Annotated in this window: 21 protein-coding genes; 20 read left to right on the plus strand and 1 reads right to left on the minus strand. The window is 31.4% G+C overall.

Annotated features, from left to right (window positions below; translation table 11 throughout):
* The first annotated feature begins 50 nt into the window (after positions 1 to 50).
* The 10 genes from N5B56_RS09365 to N5B56_RS09410 all read left to right on the plus strand — a co-directional run bounded on the left by N5B56_RS09365 (position 51) and on the right by N5B56_RS09410 (position 9501).
* Positions 51 to 1283, plus strand: a complete 1233-nt coding sequence (locus N5B56_RS09365) for a BaiN/RdsA family NAD(P)/FAD-dependent oxidoreductase (protein WP_117909486.1) — start codon at positions 51 to 53, stop codon at positions 1281 to 1283.
* A 71-nt stretch (positions 1284 to 1354) separates the two neighbouring features.
* Complete coding sequence (gene cmk / locus N5B56_RS09370; protein WP_117909484.1) at positions 1355 to 2014, plus strand: (d)CMP kinase; 660 nt, start codon at positions 1355 to 1357, stop codon at positions 2012 to 2014.
* Between the two features lie 2 nt (positions 2015 to 2016).
* On the plus strand, positions 2017 to 2862 hold the full coding sequence (gene ispH / locus N5B56_RS09375; protein ID WP_260978797.1) for a 4-hydroxy-3-methylbut-2-enyl diphosphate reductase: 846 nt from the start codon (positions 2017 to 2019) through the stop codon (positions 2860 to 2862).
* Complete coding sequence (rpsA, locus tag N5B56_RS09380; protein WP_117909480.1) at positions 2850 to 3947, plus strand: 30S ribosomal protein S1; 1098 nt, start codon at positions 2850 to 2852, stop codon at positions 3945 to 3947. Before ispH ends, rpsA begins: the two co-directional genes overlap by 13 nt.
* A gap of 186 nt (positions 3948 to 4133) precedes the next feature.
* On the plus strand, positions 4134 to 4694 hold the full coding sequence (gene rsmD, locus N5B56_RS09385; RefSeq protein WP_117909478.1) for a 16S rRNA (guanine(966)-N(2))-methyltransferase RsmD: 561 nt from the start codon (positions 4134 to 4136) through the stop codon (positions 4692 to 4694).
* Between the two features lies 1 nt (position 4695).
* Positions 4696 to 5190 carry a pantetheine-phosphate adenylyltransferase gene (gene coaD, locus N5B56_RS09390; protein ID WP_117909476.1) on the plus strand — a complete coding sequence of 165 codons (495 nt, stop codon included), beginning with the start codon at positions 4696 to 4698 and terminating at the stop codon, positions 5188 to 5190.
* Position 5191: 1 nt separating this feature from the next.
* Positions 5192 to 5794 carry a hypothetical protein gene (locus N5B56_RS09395; RefSeq protein ID WP_022088378.1) on the plus strand — a complete coding sequence of 201 codons (603 nt, stop codon included), beginning with the start codon at positions 5192 to 5194 and terminating at the stop codon, positions 5792 to 5794.
* 1246 nt (positions 5795 to 7040) lie between these two features.
* Positions 7041 to 7838: an MBL fold metallo-hydrolase gene (locus N5B56_RS09400; RefSeq protein WP_118565120.1), complete on the plus strand. Its 798-nt coding sequence runs from the start codon at positions 7041 to 7043 to the stop codon at positions 7836 to 7838.
* Between the two features lie 15 nt (positions 7839 to 7853).
* Entirely contained in the window at positions 7854 to 8126 is a 273-nt protein-coding gene (locus N5B56_RS09405; RefSeq protein ID WP_022088381.1) for an ACT domain-containing protein, read from the plus strand.
* A gap of 10 nt (positions 8127 to 8136) precedes the next feature.
* A complete protein-coding gene (locus tag N5B56_RS09410) occupies positions 8137 to 9501 on the plus strand; it encodes a PFL family protein (protein WP_022088382.1) in 1365 nt (454 codons plus the stop codon).
* Positions 9502 to 9659: 158 nt separating this feature from the next.
* Here N5B56_RS09410 and N5B56_RS09415 read toward each other — a convergent pair whose 3' ends face one another.
* Complete coding sequence (locus tag N5B56_RS09415) at positions 9660 to 10898, minus strand: nucleotidyltransferase (protein ID WP_260978798.1); 1239 nt, start codon at positions 10896 to 10898, stop codon at positions 9660 to 9662.
* 157 nt (positions 10899 to 11055) lie between these two features.
* Between N5B56_RS09415 and pta the strand changes: the two genes are divergently transcribed.
* The 10 genes from pta (at position 11056) to ilvA (ending at position 22136) form a co-directional block, all read left to right on the plus strand.
* Positions 11056 to 12051 (plus strand): phosphate acetyltransferase, encoded by a 996-nt coding sequence (gene pta / locus N5B56_RS09420; protein ID WP_117909470.1) that lies wholly within the window; start codon positions 11056 to 11058, stop codon positions 12049 to 12051.
* Positions 12052 to 12059: 8 nt separating this feature from the next.
* Positions 12060 to 13253, plus strand: coding sequence for an acetate/propionate family kinase (locus tag N5B56_RS09425; protein ID WP_260978799.1), 1194 nt, complete (start codon positions 12060 to 12062; stop codon positions 13251 to 13253).
* 158 nt (positions 13254 to 13411) lie between these two features.
* Positions 13412 to 13936 carry a YceD family protein gene (locus N5B56_RS09430; RefSeq protein ID WP_167553896.1) on the plus strand — a complete coding sequence of 175 codons (525 nt, stop codon included), beginning with the start codon at positions 13412 to 13414 and terminating at the stop codon, positions 13934 to 13936.
* A 3-nt stretch (positions 13937 to 13939) separates the two neighbouring features.
* Positions 13940 to 14119 (plus strand): 50S ribosomal protein L32, encoded by a 180-nt coding sequence (gene rpmF / locus N5B56_RS09435; RefSeq protein ID WP_022088386.1) that lies wholly within the window; start codon positions 13940 to 13942, stop codon positions 14117 to 14119.
* Positions 14120 to 14279: 160 nt separating this feature from the next.
* Positions 14280 to 15293 carry a phosphate acyltransferase PlsX gene (plsX, locus tag N5B56_RS09440; protein ID WP_260978800.1) on the plus strand — a complete coding sequence of 338 codons (1014 nt, stop codon included), beginning with the start codon at positions 14280 to 14282 and terminating at the stop codon, positions 15291 to 15293.
* A gap of 2 nt (positions 15294 to 15295) precedes the next feature.
* Positions 15296 to 15529 carry an acyl carrier protein gene (gene acpP, locus N5B56_RS09445; RefSeq protein ID WP_022088388.1) on the plus strand — a complete coding sequence of 78 codons (234 nt, stop codon included), beginning with the start codon at positions 15296 to 15298 and terminating at the stop codon, positions 15527 to 15529.
* A 97-nt stretch (positions 15530 to 15626) separates the two neighbouring features.
* A complete protein-coding gene (gene rnc, locus N5B56_RS09450) occupies positions 15627 to 16313 on the plus strand; it encodes a ribonuclease III (RefSeq protein ID WP_022088389.1) in 687 nt (228 codons plus the stop codon).
* Position 16314: 1 nt separating this feature from the next.
* Entirely contained in the window at positions 16315 to 19875 is a 3561-nt protein-coding gene (gene smc, locus N5B56_RS09455) for a chromosome segregation protein SMC (RefSeq protein WP_260978801.1), read from the plus strand.
* 12 nt (positions 19876 to 19887) lie between these two features.
* A complete protein-coding gene (gene ftsY / locus N5B56_RS09460; RefSeq protein WP_260978802.1) occupies positions 19888 to 20811 on the plus strand; it encodes a signal recognition particle-docking protein FtsY in 924 nt (307 codons plus the stop codon).
* A gap of 104 nt (positions 20812 to 20915) precedes the next feature.
* Positions 20916 to 22136: a threonine ammonia-lyase gene (gene ilvA / locus N5B56_RS09465; protein WP_117909460.1), complete on the plus strand. Its 1221-nt coding sequence runs from the start codon at positions 20916 to 20918 to the stop codon at positions 22134 to 22136.
* Positions 22137 to 22221 lie beyond the last annotated feature (85 nt).

The raw sequence follows: 22221 nt of genomic DNA on the forward strand, positions 1-22221 counted from the left end.
TGCAGAAGAGAGGCAGTTATTCTGCCTCTCTTTATAAGTTAAGGAGACTTATGAGTAAAGTAATGATAATTGGTGGTGGCGCTGCCGGAATGATGGCTGCTATTGCTGCTGCATATAACGGAAATGATGTAACGTTATTTGAAAAAAATGAAAAATTAGGCAAAAAAATCTTTATAACCGGAAAAGGAAGATGTAATGTAACAAATGCATCAGACATAGAGAATCATTTTAAAAATATTATAAATAATTCGAAATTTTTATATAGTGCATACAGTACTTTTGATAGTGAAGCAGTAATGAATTTGATTGAAAGTGCCGGAATAAAACTTAAAATAGAAAGAGGAAACAGGGTTTTTCCTGAAAGCGATAAATCGTCAGATATTATATACGCATTGAACAAGTTAATGAAAGATGCAGGTGTAAAGATAAGATTAAACACTGAAGTTAAATCTGTCGAAAAAAATGACAATAAAATTAAAATTGAATTAAATAATAAAAAATATGAAATTGCAGACAAATGTATAATTGCTACCGGAGGCTTATCATATAAGACAACAGGAAGTACCGGAGATGGATATAAATTTGCAAAAAAATTTGGACATACTATTATAGAAACGCATCCGTCATTAGTTCCGTTTAATATAACTGAGGGTTATTGTAGGGAATTGCAGGGATTAGCTTTGAAAAATGTTAAAGTTTCAGTATATAATAATGATAAAATGTATTTCTCGGATCAGGGAGAAATGTTATTTACTCATTTTGGAGTAAGTGGACCACTTATTTTAAGTGCGAGTTGCTACATAGCAGATAAAATAAATCCTCAAAATTGTGAAATCGTAATTGATTTGAAACCGGCGCTAGATAACGACACATTAGACAAAAGAATATTAAAAGATTTTAAAGAGAACATTAATAGAAATTTGAATAATTCATTAGATAAACTGTTGCCTAAAAAATTGATTCCGATTATTATTGATAATGCAAATATCGATCCGTACAAAAAAGTACATGAAATTACAAAGGAAGAAAGAGAAAGACTGGTTAATGCAATAAAAGAGATGACTCTTCATGTAAATGGTCTTAGAGATTATAATGAGGCTATAATTACAAAAGGCGGTATATCCGTTAATGAAATTAATCCAAAAACAATGGAGTCAAAAAAAGAACCGGGAATATATTTTGTTGGTGAAGTTTTAGACTTAGATGCAATGACAGGCGGATACAATTTGCAAATTGCGTGGTCTACAGGATATTTAGCCGGAAATAGCATATGTGATTGGTAACGTGAATATAATATGGTATTTGCCATTTGAAATAAAGAAAAGAAAGGCGGCTTAAAGCCGGGTGAAGAAAGATGTACAATATAGCAATTGATGGACCAGCAGGAGCTGGAAAAAGCACAATAGCAAAAATAGTTGCTAAGGAATTAGGTTTTATTTATGTTGATACAGGGGCAATGTATAGAACAATAGCTTTGGCATGTTTTAGAGCAGGAATTAAAGCAGATGAATCTGAAAAAGTAATTGCAAAACTTGATGATATTGAAGTTACATTAGGATATGATAACGGAACACAGAAAGTATATTTGAATGGAGAAGATGTTAGTTTAGAAATAAGACGCGAAGAGATTGGCAATATGACATCTGCTATAGCAGTATATGAAAAAGTAAGAGAAAACATGGTTGAAATGCAGAGAGAGCTTGCTGCAAAAAATGATGTTGTTATGGATGGAAGAGATATTGGAACGGCAGTTTTACCGAATGCAGATTTAAAAATTTATCTTACTGCAAGTTCAAGAACAAGAGCAGAAAGACGATGCAAAGAACTTGTTGAAAAAGGTGTAAATTGTGATATTGATACAGTAGAAAAAGATATAATTGATAGAGACTATAGAGATATGCATAGAGAAATTTCCCCACTTACTCAGGCTGAGGATGCTGTTTTGGTAGACTCTTCAAACATGTCAATTGATGAAGTAGTGAAAGAAATTATTAAATTAAAAAATGAGAGGTAGCAATGAAAGTAACTGTTGCTAAAAATGCAGGATTTTGCTTTGGAGTAGAAAGAGCTGTAAACAGAGCATATGAAGAAGCAAGTAAGAGTGATAAACCTATATATACTTATGGCCCGATTATCCATAATGAACAGGTTGTTGAGGACTTGGAACAAAAAGGTATAAAAGTTGTGAATTCATTAGAAGAACTGTCAAAAAAAGAAATTGGGACAGTAATTATACGTTCACATGGAGTATCTAAAAATGTATATACGAAAATAGAAGAAATGGGAATGAATATTGTAGATGTTACATGTCCATTTGTTAAAAAAATTCATAAAATTGTTGAGGAAGAAAGCTCAAACGGCAAAATTATAGTTATTGTTGGAAATGATATACATCCTGAGGTAGAAGGCATAAAAGGATGGGTTAATGGAAAAAGTTATGTAGTTAATTCTGAAGAAGACATAAATAAATTAAATATTCCACTAGATAAAGAAATATGTATAGTTAGTCAGACGACATTTAATTACAATAAATTTCAATATTTAGTTGAAATTATAGAAAAAAAAGGTTATTATATAAATGTTGTGAATACAATATGTAATGCGACTCACTTAAGACAAGTTGAGGCCAGAAAGGTCTCTTCAAGTGTTGATGCCATGATTGTTATTGGCGGAAAGCACAGCTCGAACACACAGAAACTATATGAAATATGCAAAAATGAGTGCAAAAACACTTATTATATACAGACTGTAGAAGATCTGGACTTGTGTGAATTAAAAACAATAGAGTCTATAGGTATTACAGCGGGGGCTTCCACCCCAAACAATATAATAGAGGAGGTTCATACTATATGTCAGAAATGAGTTTTGAACAAATGTTGGAAGAATCATTAAAAACAATTCATACAGGAGAGATCGTTGAAGGTACTGTTATCAGCGTTAAAGAGGACGAAGCAGTTCTCAATATCGGATACAAGTCAGATGGAATTCTTACACGTAACGAGTATTCAAATAACCCAACAGACTTAACAACTGTAATTTCTGTAGGTGATGTAATGACAGTTAAAGTACTTAAGGTTAATGATGGTGAAGGTCAGGTTGCAGTTACTTATAAGAGACTTGCAGCTGAAAAAGTAAACAAGAAATTAGAAGAAGCTTTTGAAAATAAGGAAGTTCTTAAGGCTCCTGTAGTTCAGGTTTTAAGCGGTGGTTTAAATGTTGCTGTTGAAGAATCAAGAGTATTCATTCCTGCAAGCTTAGTATCTGATACTTTTGAAAGAGATTTAACAAAATATGAAGGACAGGAAATTGAATTTGTTATTATCGAGTTCAATCCTAAGAAGAGAAGAATTATTGGTGACAGAAAACAGCTTATCGTAGCTGAAAAGAAAGCAGCTAAAGATGCTTTATTCGCTAAGATTGAAGTTGGAATGACTGTTGAAGGTGTTGTAAAGAATGTAACTGATTTTGGTGCATTTGTTGATATAGGTGGAGCTGACGGCTTATTACATATCTCTGAAATGTCATGGGGACGTGTTGGTAATCCAAGAAAGCTTTTCAAAGTAGGCGATAAGGTTACAACATTCATTAAAGAAATTAATGGCGATAAGATTGCATTAAGTCTTAAATTTGAAAACACAAATCCATGGGCTAATGCTGAAGAAAAATATGCAGTAGGAGCAATTGTTACAGGTAAAGTTGCAAGAATGACAGACTTTGGTGCATTCGTTGAACTTGAACCAGGTGTAGATGCACTTCTTCATGTATCTCAGATTGCTAAGCAGCATGTTGAAAAACCATCTGATGTTTTAAAGATTGGTGAAGAAATCGAAGCTAAGATTGTTGACTTTGATGAAGAAAACAAGAAAATCAGCTTAAGCATTAAGGCTTTACTTCCAGATGATGATGAAGTTGTAGCTGATGAAGCAGAAGATACAGTTGAAGAATAATTTATAAATAATATATAAGAAAAAAGGGTAGGTTTTCCTACTCTTTTTTCTTTCTTACTCAGTTGTAGTAAATATGTAACAAATGCTTAACAAAATAAAAAGAAAAAATTATTTGCAAAAAGCTATGAACGGTATTATTATAATAGAGGTTTAAGAAAGATATAAGATTTTGGCTTTGGAGATGATATGAGAGTAATTGCGGGAAAAGCAAGAAGATTGCAATTGAAAACAATTGAAGGAATGAATACAAGACCAACACAGGATAGAACAAAAGAAACGATGTTTAATGTAATAAATAATTGCGTTCCGGGATGTTATTTCTTAGACTTGTTTAGTGGAAGTGGTGGAATTGGAATTGAAGCTGCAAGCAGAGGAGCGAAAAAATGTGTTTTGGTAGAAAATAACAGGCGGGCATACGATTGTATAATGTATAATTTAAAATATACAAAACTTGAAGATGTTTCGAAGGTTATGTTTACAACAGTAGAAAGTGCTATAAAACAATTAGATAATGTCGGTGAACATTTTGATATTGTATTTATGGATCCACCATATAATCATTTGTTTGAAAAAGATGTATTGAATTATCTTAAAGAGTCCAACTTAATTTCGAATGAAAGCATTATTATTGTAGAAGCTTCTAATGAAACAGAGTTTGATTATTTAGAAGACATGGGTTATAAAATAATTAAAGAAAAGGTGTATAAAACAAATAAACATGTTTTTATACAATTGTGTGGTGAATAGTATGGTAAGAGCAATTTATCCGGGAAGTTTTGATCCTGTTACATATGGACATTTAGACGTAATTAAAAGAGCATCTAAAATAGTAGACGAGTTAATTGTCGGAGTATTGAATAATAAATCAAAAACGCCGTTGTTTTCTGTAGAAAATCGTGTTAAAATGTTAAATGATGCTGTATCGGACTTGCCAAATGTTAAGGTTATGTCATTTGAGGGTCTGTTGGTTGACTTCGCAAAAAAAGTTGATGCACAACTAATCGTAAGAGGCTTACGTGCGGTTACAGATTTTGAATATGAACTTCAGATGTCGCAGACGAACAGTGTTTTAAATAATGAAGTAGATACAATATTTTTTACAACAAGTTTGGAGTATGCGTATCTTAGCTCGAGTACAGTTAAGGAAGCTGCATATTTCGGAGCAGATATTAGTAAATTTGTTCCACCAAATGTCGTAATAGAAGTAAAGAATAAATTAATGAAAAATAAAGGAGATAGATAAGATGAGCAAGATTGAACAAATCATTACAGAAATTGAAGAATATATTGATGGATGTAAATTTAAGCCATTGTCTTCATCAGTAATTATGGTTAACAAAGATGAAATAGATGAAATGTTAGCTGAATTAAGACTTAGAACACCTGATGAAATTAAAAAATATCAGAAGATAATTGCAAATAAAGATGCTATTTTAAATGACGCTAAAGAAAGAGCTGAAAATATGGTTGCTGAAGCAACAGCACATATTAATCAGTTAGTTAGCGAGCATGAAATTATGCAACAGGCATATAAAGAAGCTAATTCAATAATTGAAAGTGCTCAGAAACAGGCACAGGAAATGTTGGATTCTGCTACAAATGAAGCTAATTCTGTAAGAATGAATGCAATGCAGTACACAGATGATATCTTAAATAATGTTCAGGGAATTCTTACAACAGGCATGAATAATTTCCAGAATATTCAGGATACAATGATGAATGCATTAAATGGTTCATTAGATGTTGTTGTTGAAAGCAGAAGAGAATTAAGTGGTGAAGAACCTGAACCACAGGCTCCTGAAGTTGCAGATGACGTTGATGATTATACAGTTGATTTAGATAAATAATATAATAAAAATGTAAAAAAACAGGCAATGTTTTCGCTATCAAAGCGATAATTTGCCTGCTTTTTAATAAGTAAAAATTCTTTAAGACAAGGAAGAGAGAAAACTAAGATTTTTATGATTAATATAAAAATTTATTTGAATCTATAAATTACATTGTTAAATAAATACTATCTGTTAAAAATAAAGTGCTTAAATTGATTTATAGTAAACTTATTATGAAATTAAAAATGGTTTTGTAATTGAAATATATATAAAACAATATGCAAAATATTAAAAGTGATTCAATTTTTCCGATAATATAATATTTTATGTATGATTTACTAGGAAGAAAAGATATGGATTGAATAAAAATGCATATTCCACCTGTAATAGAAAAAATACATAAGGTAAATAATTTGTGTATAGTTGAAAGCGATAATTGACTTACATATTTTGAACCGGATATTATTTCCATAAACGAAGTAATAATATTTAATGGTATATTATCGTTGCTTATAAAAATAGAAAGCCATGCATTTATAGTTGTGAATATGATTATGTACATTCCAATTTTAATTAAAGATGAAACCGTGTTGTTTAGCACTGAAATGGATGAATTATTGTCAGTATTACATATGTTGACTTGTTGTTTGCTAAAAAATAAATGAGAATTAATTATACCTGTAATTATAGGCGGCAAAAAAATAAACATTATAACTATTGAATTTTTAAAATAAGAATCGAGGCAAAGATATGATACGTAGTTAATTACATAAGAAATGCTTGGGTTATTACAGAATGTTAATAGTTTTTTTGCCTCGTCTTCGGAAATTAGATTGTTTTTTAATCCTTCGAATATTGTTTTACACCCTAAAGGATATCCACTTAAAAATCCACATATTATAATAAATGAACTAAATTGGCTTGCCTTAAAAATGTGTTTTAATATTGGATAAAAGAATTTGGAAATAATATTACATAGTTTTTTTTTTATAAGAATGTTGATGATTAAAATAAACGGCAGCAACGAAGGAATCATTGAGTATAATACAAGATTGATGCCTGTTTTCACGCCTAAGATAGTTTCTTTTGGAAGTAGAATGATAAATAAGATACAAAGCAGACAACAAATTAATTCAAAATATTTTACAAAGCTTTTTTTCATTTTTTTATTTATTATATAGCTTAATGGAATGAAATAGAACTTGAAATATATATAAAAATACAATAGAATGTACAAAGAAGATTTCAAAAGAAGAGGATTGCTATGAAATTTAGTTCTATAGCCAGTGGCAGCAAGGGAAATTGTCTTTTGTATGAAAATAACGATGTAAAGTTACTTGTAGATGCTGGGATAAGTAAAAAAAGAATTGAAGAAGGTATGAGTGAATACGGAAGCAGTTTAGAAGAAGTGAATGGTATACTTATAACACATGAACATTCTGACCATATTTCCGGATTAGGCGTTGTATCGAGAAAATATCATATTCCAATATATGCTACAAAAGGAACCATATCAAAGATACTTGAAGACAGTAAGGTTGGAACGATTGATAGGAATTTGTTTAATGAAATTGAAGAAAATAAAGATTTTTATATGGGAAGTACATTAGTTACTCCATTTTCGATATCGCATGATGCGGCACAACCGGTTGCATACAGATTTGATTCTGATGGGAAATCAATGGCTGTGGCGACAGATATGGGGATGTATGATGATTACATAATTGGTAATTTAAAAGGACTTGATGCAGTATTAATTGAATCAAATCATGATATTAATATGTTACAGATAGGTCCTTATCCATATGCACTTAAAAGACGTATATGGGGAAATAAAGGTCATTTATCAAATGAGACATGCGGCAATTTGTTAAATGAAATTATATCTGACAGACTTAAGAAAGTAATTCTTGGTCATTTAAGTAAAGAAAATAATTTGCCTGAATTGGCATATGAAACAATCAGAAATGAAATAAATATGGCTGATGGTAATTATTGTGCTGATGATATCAGTATACAGGTGGCAAGTAGAACTGAACCTTCTTGCCATATTGAATTTTAATTTAGGAGGCATAAAATGAAAAAAACTATTATTACTGTTGTGGGAAAAGATACAGTAGGTATTATTGCAAAGGTATGTACATATTTAGCAGATAATTCTGTAAATATTCTTGACATTTCACAGACAATTGTACAGGATTATTTTAATATGATGATGATTGTAGATTGTAATAATGCCAGCCAGCCTGCAGATAAACTTGCAGATGATCTTGAAAAAATAGGTGATGATATTGGCGTTTCAATAAAGATGCAGCACGAAGACATTTTTAATAGTATGCATAGAATTTAATGGAGGAATCATGATTAATTTATTTGAAGTAAAAGAAACTAACAAAATGATTGAAAATTACAATCTTGATGTAAGAACAATCACTATGGGAATCAGTTTGTTAGATTGTATTAGTGATGATTTAGAGACATTAAATAATAATATATATAACAAAATTAAAAAATATACATCAGATTTAGTAAAAACAGGTGATGACATTGCAAAGGAATTTGGAATTCCTATTGTAAATAAAAGAATTTCAGTTACTCCTATTTCATTGATTGGTGGTAGCGCATGTAAAACTCCTGATGATTTTGTTACAATTGCAAAAACACTTGATAAAGTAGCAAAGGAAGTTGGAGTTAACTTTTTAGGTGGATATTCAGCTTTGGTATCTAAAGGTATGACACCGGCAGAAGAAAATTTGATTCGTTCAATTCCTAAAGCACTAGCAGAGACAGAAAGGGTATGCAGTTCAGTTAATGTTGGCTCTACAAAAACAGGAATTAATATGGATGCTGTCAGACTTATGGGTGAAATTGTTCTTGAAACTGCAGAATATACAAAAGAACAGGATTCTCTTGGTTGTGCAAAATTAGTTGTATTTTGTAATGCACCGGATGATAATCCATTTATGGCTGGAGCATTTCATGGTGTTACAGAAGCTGATGCCATTATTAATGTCGGTGTAAGTGGACCTGGTGTAGTAAGACATGCATTAAAGAAAGTTCGTGGAGCAGACTTTGAAGTATTATGCGATACAATTAAAAAGACTGCTTTTAAAGTAACAAGAGTGGGTCAGTTAGTTGCAGAAGAAGCTTCTAAGAGACTCAATGTACCATTTGGTATTGTTGATTTGTCTTTAGCCCCTACACCTGCGATTGGTGATAGTGTAGCTGATATATTAGAAGAAATTGGATTGCAAAGAGCCGGAGCTCCGGGAACAACTGCAGCATTAGCATTATTAAATGATCAGGTTAAAAAAGGTGGCGTTATGGCATCTTCATATGTCGGTGGTTTAAGTGGTGCGTTTATCCCTGTAAGTGAAGACCAGGGAATGATTGACGCAGTAAAAGAAGGAGCACTTTCAATAGAAAAATTAGAGGCTATGACATGCGTATGTTCAGTTGGTTTAGATATGATTGCAATACCCGGGGATACAAAGTCAACTACAATTGCCGGAATTATCGCTGATGAATCAGCAATCGGAATGATTAATCAGAAAACGACAGCTGTAAGAGTTATTCCTGTAATTGGAAAGGGTGTTGGTGAAATGGTAGAATTTGGTGGATTATTAGGATATGCACCTATTATGCCGGTTAGCCAGTTCTCTTGTGATGCTTTTGTAAACAGAACAGGAAGAATTCCAGCACCAATTCATAGTTTTAAAAACTAAATTAATTCTAATATATTGCGTTAGCGTTATTATATTATAAAAAAACTTCCCTAAATATCGTTATTTGATGTTTAGGGAAGTTTTTTATACCGTTTCATAAAAATATAAAGGTTCTAAACTTTGCTCTAATTAAAGCCTAGAACTATGTTTTTTAGAAACTAAATAATTATAATTTTATAATTAAATTCTGTTGGCATATATTTTCCGGATTTATTCATATAAACTAATCTGTAAATTGAATCACAATAAAGCCAATTATCTAAAAGCTTTTTTATATCTCCTGTTGATGTTTTGTAATAGATTGATAATTTTGAAATTATATCGACATTACTGTTTTCTTTGATATGTTTAAGTATATCTGAAGAGGATTTCTTAAATCCTAATAATCGACCAACCGGTAAATAGCCAATTTTTTTATAAAAATCTATATCTTCTGAATGAATATTAAGCATAATATGCATTAATGTCCTTGATATTCTTGAGTAAGTATAGTTCTTACTTTGTAATTTTTCTATAAATGATTCAAAACTGTAAAAGTTTGCTCTTTCATTTAGTATTCTGTTTGATAAATCTGTATTTATATCGTTGAATTTATCAAATGAATCATTATTTAAGAGTGTAAGTCCTAACATACTCGAAAAATCATTTAATTTAATCAAAGAGTTTTGCTCTTTTTCATTTAGTAAAGATGAAAATGCAGCCTTTGAAAGGTGATTTGCAATAGAGTCTAAAGCTACATCATTTGTAAAAGCTTCTCTGATTCCACTCGCTGAAGCAAATGAGCTGTTAAGTGATGTTGAATTGTAACCTGAGCCTTCTCTGTTAATTCCAACAGGCACTATTGGAGAATTTAACTCGATTAAAGCCTTTATATATTCAATTGCTAATATATTGTTAGGTTTTGATAAAACGTCTGCTATGTTCGAATTGACATCGATTGACATTAGATAATCAGTTAATGCTTTTTGTCTTGCAACAGGGTAATTATTTCCACTTTTTAAATGCAAAGCTAAAGATGCTTTGTATTCATCCGGTTCATCATGTAATATTGATGCAATCGACTTTAGTAAGTCAAGATTGTTGTCTTCACATCCAAAGCATAAATAATTGATACAATTTAAATTATGGAGAAAATATACACTCGCTTTAGCGAAAGTTTCAGCACTAGCAGTAGAAAATACAGGGGGTAATTCAAAAACACAGTCACAACCATTTTCTAATGCATGTAAAGTGCGGTCGTATTTGTTTATTATTGCAGGACAGCCACGTTGAACGAAATTTCCGCTCATTATTACAATTACACGATCAGCTTCGGTAAATTCTTTTGCTTTTTTTATTAAATATGCGTGCCCATTGTGAAATGGATTAAATTCAGCAATTATGCCTATAGTTTTCATATAATTTATTCCTTCTAACTTAATTTATTAAATATTTTATCACTGTTTTATTTAATATGTAAACTGTTAAATAAATTATACTAAAAATTGAATGTTCTGTTGTGAAAATTAGCCATATACGTTATAATGTTAGAAGTTTACAAAAAGGAGAAAATAGATGGATTTTATTGAGTCAGTGAAAGAAAAAGCAAAAAATAATAAAAAGACAATTATTTTGCCAGAAGGTATGGACAAAAGAACGTATAAGGCTGCAGAGCAGATATTAAAAGAGGGGTTTGCAGATTTAATTATTTTAGCAACACCGGAAGAAGTTGAAGAAAACAGTGACGGTGCTGACGTATCAAAAGCAACTATTATTAATCCGAGAACTTGCGAAAAAACACCCGAATATGTAGAAGGGTTTTTTCAGTTGAGAAAAGCAAAAGGAATGACAAGAGAACAGGCATTGGGTATTTTGACATCTGATTATATGTTCTTTGCGTGTATGATGTTAAAATGCGGAGATGGAGATGGCGTTGTTTCAGGAGCATGCCATTCCTCAGCTAATACATTAAGACCTGCTTTACAGATTATAAAAAGTAAACCTGGCACAAAATTAGTGTCAGCTTTCTTTGTTATGTGCGTGCCTAATAAAGAATTAGGAGCAAATGGTGTATTTGTAATGGGTGATTGTGGTTTGAATCAGAATCCAACATCAGCAGAATTAGCAGATATAGCAGCAAGCAGTGCTGAGTCATTTGAATATTTAGTAGGTGAAAAGGCAAGAGTTGCAATGCTTTCTCATTCAACATATGGAAGTGCAGCTCACCCTGATGTTGATAAGGTTGTAGAAGCTACAAAGATTGCAAAGAAAGAATATCCTCAATTTTTAATAGATGGAGAATTGCAGACTGATGCAGCTGTAGTACCTGAAGTAGCAGCGTTGAAAGCACCGGATAGTGAAGTCGCCGGAAGAGCAAATGTTTTAGTATTCCCTGATTTAGATGCAGGAAATATTGGATATAAATTAGTTCAGAGATTAGGACAGGCAGAAGCTTATGGACCATTGTGCCAGGGTATAGCAAAACCTATAAATGACCTTTCAAGAGGCTGTAGTGCAAAAGATATTGTAGGTGTTGTTGCAATCACGGCGGTTCAGGCAGGACAGGAATAGGAGGAATAATGAACGTTTTAGTAATTAATTGTGGCAGTTCATCATTAAAGTTTCAATTAATTGATTCTGTAAGTGAGAAAGTGTTAGCAAAAGGATTGTGTGAAAGAATTGGTATTGATGGAAGTAAGATTGAATATGAACCATACAATGGTGAAGAACAGGAAAAAGAAGTTTCAATGCCAACACATAATGAAGCTATTAAAATTGTTATAGATTCATTACTTAATAAAGAAACAGGAGTTATTAAAGATTTAAGTGAAGTTGGAGCAGTTGGTCATAGAGTTGTACATGGTGGAGAATATTTTTCAAAATCAACTATTGTCACGGATGAAGTTATTAAGAAGATTGAAGAATGTAATGATTTGGCACCTCTTCATAACCCGGCTAATATAATAGGAATCAAAGCTTGTATTAATGCAATGCCTGATACACCTAATGTTGTCGTGTTTGATACAGCATTTCATCAGACAATGCCTCCTAAAGCTTATTTGTATCCTATTCCATATGAATATTATAAAAAATATAAGATAAGAAGATATGGATTCCATGGAACATCTCATAGTTATGTTTCAAAGAAAGTCGCTCAGATTATGGATACGCCATATGATAAATTAAAGACTATTGTCTGTCATTTAGGAAATGGTGCAAGTATATGCGCAGTTGAAAATGGTAAATCTATAGATACAAGTATGGGTCTTACTCCGTTAGCAGGAGTTGCTATGGGAACACGTTCAGGAGATATTGACCCAAGCATCGTTGAAGTTATTTCAGAAAAAGAAAACATGAATGTTAAAGAAGTACTTAATGTTTTAAATAAAAAATCAGGTGTTTTAGGTTTATCAGAAGTATCAAGTGATTTTAGAGATATAACAAAGGCTATTGAAGAAGGAAATGAAGTAGCAAAGAATGCATTAGAAGTATTTGCAAATACAGTAGTTAGATTTGTTGGCGCTTATGTAGCTGAAATGAATGGTGTTGATGCTATTGCATTTACGGCAGGCGTAGGTGAAAATAATCAGGCTGTAAGAAAGATGGTTTGCGAACAATTAGGATATTTAGGTGTGTCTCTTGACGAAAAGGCTAATGAAAAGAGAAGAGAAGAAATTATGATTTCAACTCCTGATTCAAAAGTAAAAGTATTTGTAATTCCAACAAATGAAGAATTAGCAATAGCAAGAGAAACTCTAGAACTTTTATCATAAGACAGATAATAGCTGATTGTTTTTGAGTGAAAATTTTTGTGAAACTATGATAAACATATTTGGTAAACAAATCACAAAATAATTAAATAAAAAAAGTGTTTGACAAAAATATACCATATATGTATAATTGTAAAGGTGTCTTTAGGGAGAAACAAGTTATGTTAATTGATTTGATAGAGATATTACAGAAAGAAGAAGGAACTAAAAAAGTTCAGACTAAAGTTGAAAGGGAGAAATTTCTAGCTGCTAAGTTTGAATATAAGATAACTGACAGTGATGTAAAGTTTGTATTTACAAACGCCGGAAAGAAACATATCAATGTTAAATGCACTGGGAATGTTATTATAGAAGCACCTTGTTTCAGATGTCTTGAACCGGTCACATTTACAATAAATATTGATTCAACCAAAGATATGGATATGAATAAAACAGCAGAAGAGAAGATTGCCGATTTAGATGAGGAAAATTATCTTGAAGGAACAGTCTTTGATACTGAGGTTTTTGTATTCAATGAGATTCTGGTTAACTTACCGATGAAGGTTCTCTGCAAAGAAGATTGTAAGGGAATTTGCAATAGATGCGGCGCTAATCTCAATAAAGGATTCTGCGACTGCGATACTGCGGTACCAGATCCGAGAATGTCGAAAATATTAGATGTATTTAATCAGTTTAAGGAGGTGTAAACCATGTCTATCTGTCCAAAGAATAAATCTTCTAAAGGAAGAAGAGATAAGAGAAGAGCTAACTGGAAAATGTCAGTTCCTGGTCTTGTAAAGTGTAGCAAATGTGGAGCTTTAATGATGCCTCACAGAGTTTGCAAGGCATGTGGATCATACAACAAGAAAGAAATCGTTTCAGTTGACTAATTAGGATGGTCCGTGTTTATGCACGAGAAAGCGTTAAAATAAGGCTTTGCGGATATTTATATCTGCGAAGCCTTATTTTTATGTTGTCTTATTCAAGTTTGCTTGATTTTAAAACATAATTTTAGTATAGTTATTTTATGTGCTTAAGGAGGAAATAATTATGTCACAGACAATAGTTGCATTAGATTGTATGGGCGGAGATAACGCACCTGGTGAAATTATAAAAGGCGGTATTGAAGCGTTAAAAGAAAATAAAGATGTTTTTCTTAAAATGGTAGGAAGACAGGAAGATGTTAACAGAGAACTTGAGAAATATGATTATGACAAGACTAGAGTTGAAGTTGTAAATGCTACAGAAGTTATTGAAACAGGAGAACCTCCGGTAGTAGCTATTAGAACGAAAAAAGATTCCTCTCTTGTTAAATGTATGTATATGGTAAAACATGGAGAATGCGATGCTCTTGTATCAGCAGGAAGTACCGGAGCCACTTTAGTTGGAGGACATGTAATTGTAGGTCGAATTAAGGGAGTTGAAAGACCACCTCTTGCACCTCTTATTCCAACGGAAAAAGGCGGAGCACTTTTGATTGACTGTGGGGCTAATGTTGATGCTAAGCCTTCTAACCTAGTTCAGTTTGCACAGATGGGTTCTATATATATGGAAAATATTTGCAAGGTTAAAAATCCAAAAGTAGGTTTAGTAAATATTGGTGCTGAAGAAGAAAAAGGAAATAACCTTGCTAAAGAAACGTATCAGTTGTTAAGTAATCTTGAAGGTATTAATTTTATTGGCAATATTGAAGCAAGAGAAATTCCTGAAGGAAAAGCTGATGTAGTTGTATGTGATGCATTTGTTGGAAATGTTATTTTAAAAATGTATGAAGGTGTTGGTGGAGTTCTTTTAAAGAAAGTTAAAGGAACTTTAATGACAAGTTTGAAAACTAAAATCGGTGCATTACTTATAAAAAAAGAATTGAAAGAAACTATGAAAACATTTCAGATGGATCAGTATGGTGGAGCACCTTTACTTGGATTGAAAGGATTAGTTGTTAAGACTCATGGAAATTCAAAGGCCATAGAAGTGAAAAACTCTATCATTCAGTGCATTTCTTTTAAAGAAATGAATATAAATGATAAAATATCAAAAAAATTAGCAGTTAAAAAGGAGAATTAAAAATGGAAATCGAAAGACTTTATAAAGCAGTAGCAAGTGTATTGGATATTGATGAAAGCACAATCACACCGGAATCAAAATTTGCAGATGATTTAGGTGCAGATTCTTTAGATGTTTTAGAAATAATTATGAGCATTGAAGATGAATTTAATATTAAGATTCCAACTAACGGAGCTGAAAATATTGTTACAGTCGGAGATGCTTTTGAAGCAATAAAAAAGGTTATGAATAAATAATATTTGACTATGAAAATTATTTAAGTACATTAGAAAAGGTGCAATATCACTCTAAAATGATATTACCCTTTTCTTTTGTGTGTAAAAAGGAGTTAATATGAATTCAGATTATGAAAAATTAGAAAGTGTAATCGGATATGAATTTGATAATAAAAAGTTATTAGTTAATGCTTTAACTCATACATCATATGCTAATGAGCATAAAAATAGAAAAGTTAAAGACAATGAAAGACTTGAGTTTCTTGGTGATGCTGTTTTAGAACTTGTATCTAGTGAGTTTTTATTTTTGAATTATGAAATGCCGGAAGGAAAAATGACACGACTTAGAGCAAGTCTTGTATGTGAAGGCACTCTTGCAAGAGATGCTAAAGAAATTAATCTTGGAGATTTTTTATATCTTGGAAAAGGTGAAGATGAATCAGGAGGAAGAAATCGTGATTCAGTAACATCAGACGCATTAGAAGCACTAATAGGAGCTATATTTTTAGATGGTGGTTTTGACAAAGCTAAAGAGTTTGTGCTTAAATTTGTGCTAAATGACATTGAAAATAAAAAATTGTTTTTTGATAGTAAGACAATTTTGCAGGAAAGAGTAGATATGATTAAGGCTGGCAAAGTGTCATATAAAATAATAGACGAAATAGGCCCTGATCATGATAAGAGTTATACTGCACAGGTATTGCTTGGAGAACAAGTTATAGGTGAGGGCATAGGAAGAACAAAGAAGGCTGCAGAACAACAGGCAGCATATGTCGCGCTTAAATCTATGGATAAGAGGAAATAATATGTACTTAAAAAGTATTGAAATACATGGTTTTAAATCATTTGCAAATAAAATTAAATTTGAATTTCATAATGGTATAACTGGAATTGTTGGACCAAATGGCTCAGGAAAAAGTAATGTTGCTGATGCTGTGAGATGGGTTCTTGGTGAACAGAAGGTAAAACAGCTTCGTGGATCTAAGATGGAAGATGTAATATTTGCCGGAACTGAAAACAGAAAACCGTTAGGATTCGCTTATGTAGCAATTACATTGGATAATTCTGACCATAAATTAGATGTTGATTATGAAGAAGTAACTGTTTCAAGAAGATTATTCAGATCCGGTGAAAGTGAATATATGATTAATGGAACTCAGGTTAGACTTAAAGATGTAAATGAACTTTTTTATGATACAGGTATTGGTAAGGAAGGTTATTCTATTATTGGGCAGGGTCAGATTGATCAGATCTTAAGTGGAAAACCTGAAGAAAGAAGAGAATTATTCGATGAAGCAGCCGGTATTGTTAAATTTAAAAGAAGAAAGAATCAGGCTTTAAAGAAATTAGACGATGAGAATCAGAATCTTGTCAGAGTTCAGGATATATTAGCAGAACTTGAACGCCAGGTTGGTCCATTAGAGAAACAATGCGAAAAGGCTAAAAAATATTTACTTTTTAAAGATGATTTAAAGAAATATGATGTAAATATGTTTTTAGTCGAAATGGAAGATATTAAAAACAGATTGTCTGATTTAGACAAAAAACTTGAAATAGCAACATCGGACATGAATTCCTCAAATGAAGAATTTGAAAATATAAAGAAGCAGTATACTAAGTTAGAAGCAGATTTGGAAGAAATAAACAATTCAATTGAAGCCAAAAAAACAATGTCAACAGATACTGTTCTTAAAATTGAAAAATTAGAAGGAAGAATTCTTGTTCTTAAAGAACAGATTAATTCAGCTAAAAACAACGAAGAGTTTATTGCAACAAGAGTAAATGCTATTTCTTCAGATATAGCCAAAAAGGAAAAGGATTTGACTGAATTATGTAAAGAAAAAGACGATAATGAAAATGTAATTCAGGAAACTATTAAATCGCAGTCAGAAATAACGACTGATATTTCTGTTATTAAAGAAGAAATTGAGAATTTTGATAAAGAAATTGCAGAGCATAAAGCCGAGATTATCGAAATATTAAATTCTAAGTCAATGATTAAATCAAAATTGCAAAGATGTGATACATTGCTTGAACAGATTAATATAAGAAAATCTCAACTTAATCAAAAACTTATAGAATTTCAAAGCGAAAAGGAAAATCAGGAAAGCAAAATAGAAGAACTTAAAGCTGAGTTAGATAAAGTAAACGATTTAATCGATGAATTAAACAAAACTGTTTCAGAATATAGAAATGACTTAAATGATTTAAGAGTAGAAAATTCTAAAATAACAAAGTCAATATCTGAAAACCAGGAAAGATATCATAAGTCAAAATCAAATCTCGAAGCTTTAAAAAACATTACTGAAAGATATGAAGGCTATGGAAATAGTATCAAAAAAGTAATGGAATTAAAGGAAAACAAGAAAGGTATTATTGGTGTTGTTGCTGACATTATTAAAGTTGAAAAGAAATATGAAGTTGCAATTGAAACAGCTTTAGGTGGAAATATTCAGAATATAGTAACTGATACAGAAACAACAGCTAAGGAAATAATTGAATATTTAAAGAAAAATAAATATGGTCGAGCTACATTTTTACCTTTGAGTAGTATGACTAAAAAAACGGGCTTTAATAATGAAGATGTATTTTCTGATAAAGGTGTTTTAGGTCTTGCATGTGATTTAGTTGAAATAAAAAAAGAATACGAAGGCGTAACTAAATATTTGTTAGGAAAAGTCGTAGTTGTAGACACGATTGATAACGCAATTGCACTAGAACGTAAATATAGATATTCTTTAAGAATTGTAACTTTAGAAGGTGAATATTTAAATATTGGTGGTTCTATTTCGGGTGGTGCATTCAAAAATAACAGCAATCTGTTAGGAAGAAGAAGAGAAATAGAAGAACTTGAGAATAAATTAAAAGACCTTAAGAATGAAAAAGAAAATCTTGATAAGAATTTAATAGAAAATAGAAGTAAAACAAGTGTTTTAAATGATGAACTTGATAAAATTAATAAGGCACTTCAGGAACAGAACATTGCAAAAAATACATTGGAGTTGAATTTAAAACAAGCTAAAGACAGAAAGAATAACATTGATACAGAATATCAGGAATATACTGCTGAAAGTGGAAATATTGCATCTGAAATCGGAAATATCAATAATAATAGTTTAGAACTTAACAAAGAACTTACTAATGTTGAAGATAGAAATTCCGAATTAGAAGAACTTATTAAACAAAAAAGTAATAATATGGATTCTATAAATGCAAAGCTTGTTGAAAAAACGTCGTTGTTAGAAGAGATTAATATTGAAATTTCAAGTTTAAAGCAAAAGCATGAATTTTTATGCGAAAAGATTCAAAATAGCAATAATCAGATTTCAGATTTAAAGAATGAGTTGGAACAGATTAAAAACAATTCAAGTGAAAACAACAATGAGATTTCAGCTAGAATTGAAACTATTGATGGCATAACAAAGGAAATCGAAGAAGGACGTAAACTTATTGAAAAGCTTAATTTAGAAATTGAAGACCTTAAAAATGCTAAGGAAAAGCAGAATAAAGATCATAAAGAATTTTTCGATAAGAGAGAAGAACTTTCTTCAAGAATAACACAATTAGATAAAGAAATTTACAGACTTAACAGCCAAAAAGAAAATTTACAGGAAAAGAATGAGACAAAAATTAATTATATGTGGAACGAGTATGAAATCACATATAGAAATGCTGTTGAACTTAGAGATGAAAGTCTAAATGATAAAGCCGAACTTAGAAATAGCATTGCCAATTTAAAACGTCAGATTAAAGAGTTAGGAGACGTAAATGTAAATGCTATTGAAGAGTTTAAGGAAATAAACGAAAGATATCAGTTTATGAAAGAACAGCATGAAGACTTAATGCGTGCAAAAGAAAATCTTTTGAAAATTATTGACGAATTAGAAGTTGGTATGCGAAAACAGTTTAAAGAAAAATTTGCTGAAATTCAGGTTGAATTTGATAAGGTATTTAAGGAATTATTTGGCGGTGGCGCAGGAGTTATTGAACTTACTGAAGCAGATGATATTCTTGATGCAGGAATTAATATTATTTCACAGCCGCCTGGAAAGAAACTTCAAAATATGATGCAGCTTTCAGGTGGAGAAAAAGCACTTACGGCAATTTGTCTTTTGTTTGCAATTCAGAATTTAAAGCCATCTCCATTCTGTCTTCTTGACGAAATTGAAGCTGCATTAGATGGCTCAAATGTAATTAGATTTGCGGAATATTTGCATAAACTTACAGAAAATACACAGTTTATTGTTGTTACACACAGACGAGGAACAATGGGATGTGCTGATAGATTATATGGTATTACAATGCAGGAAAAAGGTGTATCAGCCTTAGTTTCAGTAGATTTATTGGAAGGAAATTTGGATAAATAAAGGAGTTTGTAAATGGAAGAAAAGAAAGGCTTTTTTGGGAAACTTGTATCAGGGCTTACAAAAACAAGAAATTCTATAGTATCAGGATTAGATTCAATATTCAGTGGATTTTCACATATTGATGACGATTTCTATGAAGAATTAGAAGAAATTTTAATTATGAGTGACATTGGTGTTAATACAACAATGGAAATAATAGAGAAACTTAAAGAACAGGTAAAAGAGTTAAAAATAAAAGAACCTGAAGATTGCAAGGAGTTGCTGATTAAAAACATTGAAGAACAGATGGATTTAGGAGAAAATGCATATGATTTTGAAAATGAAAAATCAGTAGTTATGGTAATCGGTGTAAATGGTGTAGGAAAAACTACATCTATCGGAAAACTTGCGGCACAGCTAAAAGGAAATGGCAAAAAGGTTGTTATGGCGGCTGCTGATACTTTTAGAGCTGCTGCAGCTGATCAGCTAAAAGAGTGGGCCAGACGTTCAAATGTAGATATTGTAGCGGGAAATGAAGGCTCAGATCCGGGTGCTGTTTTGTTTGATGCAATTGCATCTGCTAAAAATAAAAATGCTGATATACTACTTTGTGATACTGCGGGAAGACTTCATAATAAGAAGAATCTTATGGAAGAACTTAAAAAATTAGACAGAATTATTGAAAAGGAATATTCAGAATGTATAAGAGAAAATCTTATCGTTCTTGATGCTACAACAGGACAAAATGCTTTAGTACAGGCTAAAACATTTATGGAAGCAACAGATATAACAGGTGTTGTTCTTACAAAAATGGATGGAACGGCAAAAGGTGGAATTGCAATAGCAATTCAGGCTGAATTAGGAATTCCTGTTAAATATATTGGTGTAGGTGAAGGCATAGATGACTTACAGAAATTTAATTCTCATGATTTTGTGTCAGCGTTATTTACAAAGTAAACTTGATTTTTGTATTATATTTGAAAAAAATATTTTATAATATGGAAAGTTGATGTATTATTACAAAGAAAAAATTATTATAATTAGAATAGGAAGTGAAGATAATGAGCGAAGGATTAACTTTAAAGAAATTTGAAGAAGCTTCAGAAATAGTTAATAAAGTAACATTAAATACAAATCTTATATATAGTGATTACTTTTCAGAACAGACAGGCAATAAGGTATATATTAAACCAGAAAATATGCAGTTTACAGGTGCATATAAAGTAAGAGGAGCTTATTATAAGACAAGCACATTAACTCCAGAAGAAAGAGCTAAAGGTTTAATTACTGCATCAGCAGGAAACCATGCACAGGGGGTTGCATATGCTGCCAAATTATATGGCGTAAAAGCAACAATCGTTATGCCAACTGTTACTCCTCTTATGAAGGTAAACAGAACAAAAAGTTATGGTGCAGATGTAATATTATATGGCGATGTTTATGATGATGCATGTAAGTATGCACTTGAGTTAGCAGAAAAGGAAGGATATACATTTATTCATCCATTTGATGATTTAGATGTAGCTACAGGTCAGGGAACAATTGCCATGGAAATTATAAAAGAACTTCCAACTGTAGATTATATTTTGGTTCCAATCGGTGGTGGCGGACTTGCAACAGGTGTAAGCACATTAGCTAAATTACTTAATCCAAATATTAAAGTAATTGGTGTAGAACCAGCAGAAGCTGCGTGTATGAAAGCTTCACTTAGTGCAGGAAAAGTTGTTACATTAGACAGTGCTAATACTATTGCAGATGGTACAGCGGTTAAAACTCCGGGTAGCAACATATTCCCATATATCCAGAAGAATATTGATGATATCATAACAATTGAAGATGATGAATTAATAGATGCGTTTCTTGATATGGTTGAAAATCATAAACTTGTTGCTGAAAATTCAGGATTGCTTACAATTGCAGCTCTTAAGCATTTAAAATGCAAAGATAAGAAGATTGTTTCTATTATCAGTGGTGGTAATATGGATATTATTACAATGTCATCTATATTACAGCACGGTTTAATTCAGAGAGGAAGAGTATTCACAGTATCTGTATTACTTCCTGATAAGCCGGGTGAATTAGGTAAAGTTGCAAACACTATCGCAGATGTACAGGGAAATGTAATTAAGCTTGAACATAATCAGTTTGTATCTGTTAATAGAAATGCTGCCGTTGAACTTAGAGTTACTCTTGAATGTTTCGGTCACGAACATAAAAAACGGATTATTGCAGCTCTCGAAAAGAAAGGCTATAAGCCAAAAGAAGTAAGACCAAATTTATAAATAACTAATATTATTTATATAGATTTATTTTACACAATGAACAGATAGTGATTAAAATACAAAAAGGATTCATAAATTATTTTAA

Source organism: Eubacterium album (assembly GCF_025336545.1).
Taxonomy (GTDB): domain Bacteria; phylum Bacillota; class Clostridia; order Lachnospirales; family Lachnospiraceae; genus Eubacterium_U; species Eubacterium_U album.

Excerpts from the sequence above, each read along its gene's own strand:
- N5B56_RS09365 (WP_117909486.1), top strand. The coding sequence starts at position 51 with ATGAGTAAAGTAATGATAATTGGTGGTGGCGCTGCCGGAATGATGGCT.
- cmk (WP_117909484.1), top strand. The coding sequence starts at position 1,355 with ATGTACAATATAGCAATTGATGGACCAGCAGGAGCTGGAAAAAGCACA.
- ispH (WP_260978797.1), top strand. The coding sequence starts at position 2,017 with ATGAAAGTAACTGTTGCTAAAAATGCAGGATTTTGCTTTGGAGTAGAA.
- rpsA (WP_117909480.1), top strand. The coding sequence starts at position 2,850 with ATGTCAGAAATGAGTTTTGAACAAATGTTGGAAGAATCATTAAAAACA.
- rsmD (WP_117909478.1), top strand. The coding sequence starts at position 4,134 with ATGAGAGTAATTGCGGGAAAAGCAAGAAGATTGCAATTGAAAACAATT.
- coaD (WP_117909476.1), top strand. The coding sequence starts at position 4,696 with ATGGTAAGAGCAATTTATCCGGGAAGTTTTGATCCTGTTACATATGGA.
- N5B56_RS09395 (WP_022088378.1), top strand. The coding sequence starts at position 5,192 with ATGAGCAAGATTGAACAAATCATTACAGAAATTGAAGAATATATTGAT.
- N5B56_RS09400 (WP_118565120.1), top strand. The coding sequence starts at position 7,041 with ATGAAATTTAGTTCTATAGCCAGTGGCAGCAAGGGAAATTGTCTTTTG.
- N5B56_RS09405 (WP_022088381.1), top strand. The coding sequence starts at position 7,854 with ATGAAAAAAACTATTATTACTGTTGTGGGAAAAGATACAGTAGGTATT.
- N5B56_RS09410 (WP_022088382.1), top strand. The coding sequence starts at position 8,137 with ATGATTAATTTATTTGAAGTAAAAGAAACTAACAAAATGATTGAAAAT.
- N5B56_RS09415 (WP_260978798.1), bottom strand. The coding sequence starts at position 10,898 with ATGAAAACTATAGGCATAATTGCTGAATTTAATCCATTTCACAATGGG.
- pta (WP_117909470.1), top strand. The coding sequence starts at position 11,056 with ATGGATTTTATTGAGTCAGTGAAAGAAAAAGCAAAAAATAATAAAAAG.
- N5B56_RS09425 (WP_260978799.1), top strand. The coding sequence starts at position 12,060 with ATGAACGTTTTAGTAATTAATTGTGGCAGTTCATCATTAAAGTTTCAA.
- N5B56_RS09430 (WP_167553896.1), top strand. The coding sequence starts at position 13,412 with ATGTTAATTGATTTGATAGAGATATTACAGAAAGAAGAAGGAACTAAA.
- rpmF (WP_022088386.1), top strand. The coding sequence starts at position 13,940 with ATGTCTATCTGTCCAAAGAATAAATCTTCTAAAGGAAGAAGAGATAAG.
- plsX (WP_260978800.1), top strand. The coding sequence starts at position 14,280 with ATGTCACAGACAATAGTTGCATTAGATTGTATGGGCGGAGATAACGCA.
- acpP (WP_022088388.1), top strand. The coding sequence starts at position 15,296 with ATGGAAATCGAAAGACTTTATAAAGCAGTAGCAAGTGTATTGGATATT.
- rnc (WP_022088389.1), top strand. The coding sequence starts at position 15,627 with ATGAATTCAGATTATGAAAAATTAGAAAGTGTAATCGGATATGAATTT.
- smc (WP_260978801.1), top strand. The coding sequence starts at position 16,315 with ATGTACTTAAAAAGTATTGAAATACATGGTTTTAAATCATTTGCAAAT.
- ftsY (WP_260978802.1), top strand. The coding sequence starts at position 19,888 with ATGGAAGAAAAGAAAGGCTTTTTTGGGAAACTTGTATCAGGGCTTACA.
- ilvA (WP_117909460.1), top strand. The coding sequence starts at position 20,916 with ATGAGCGAAGGATTAACTTTAAAGAAATTTGAAGAAGCTTCAGAAATA.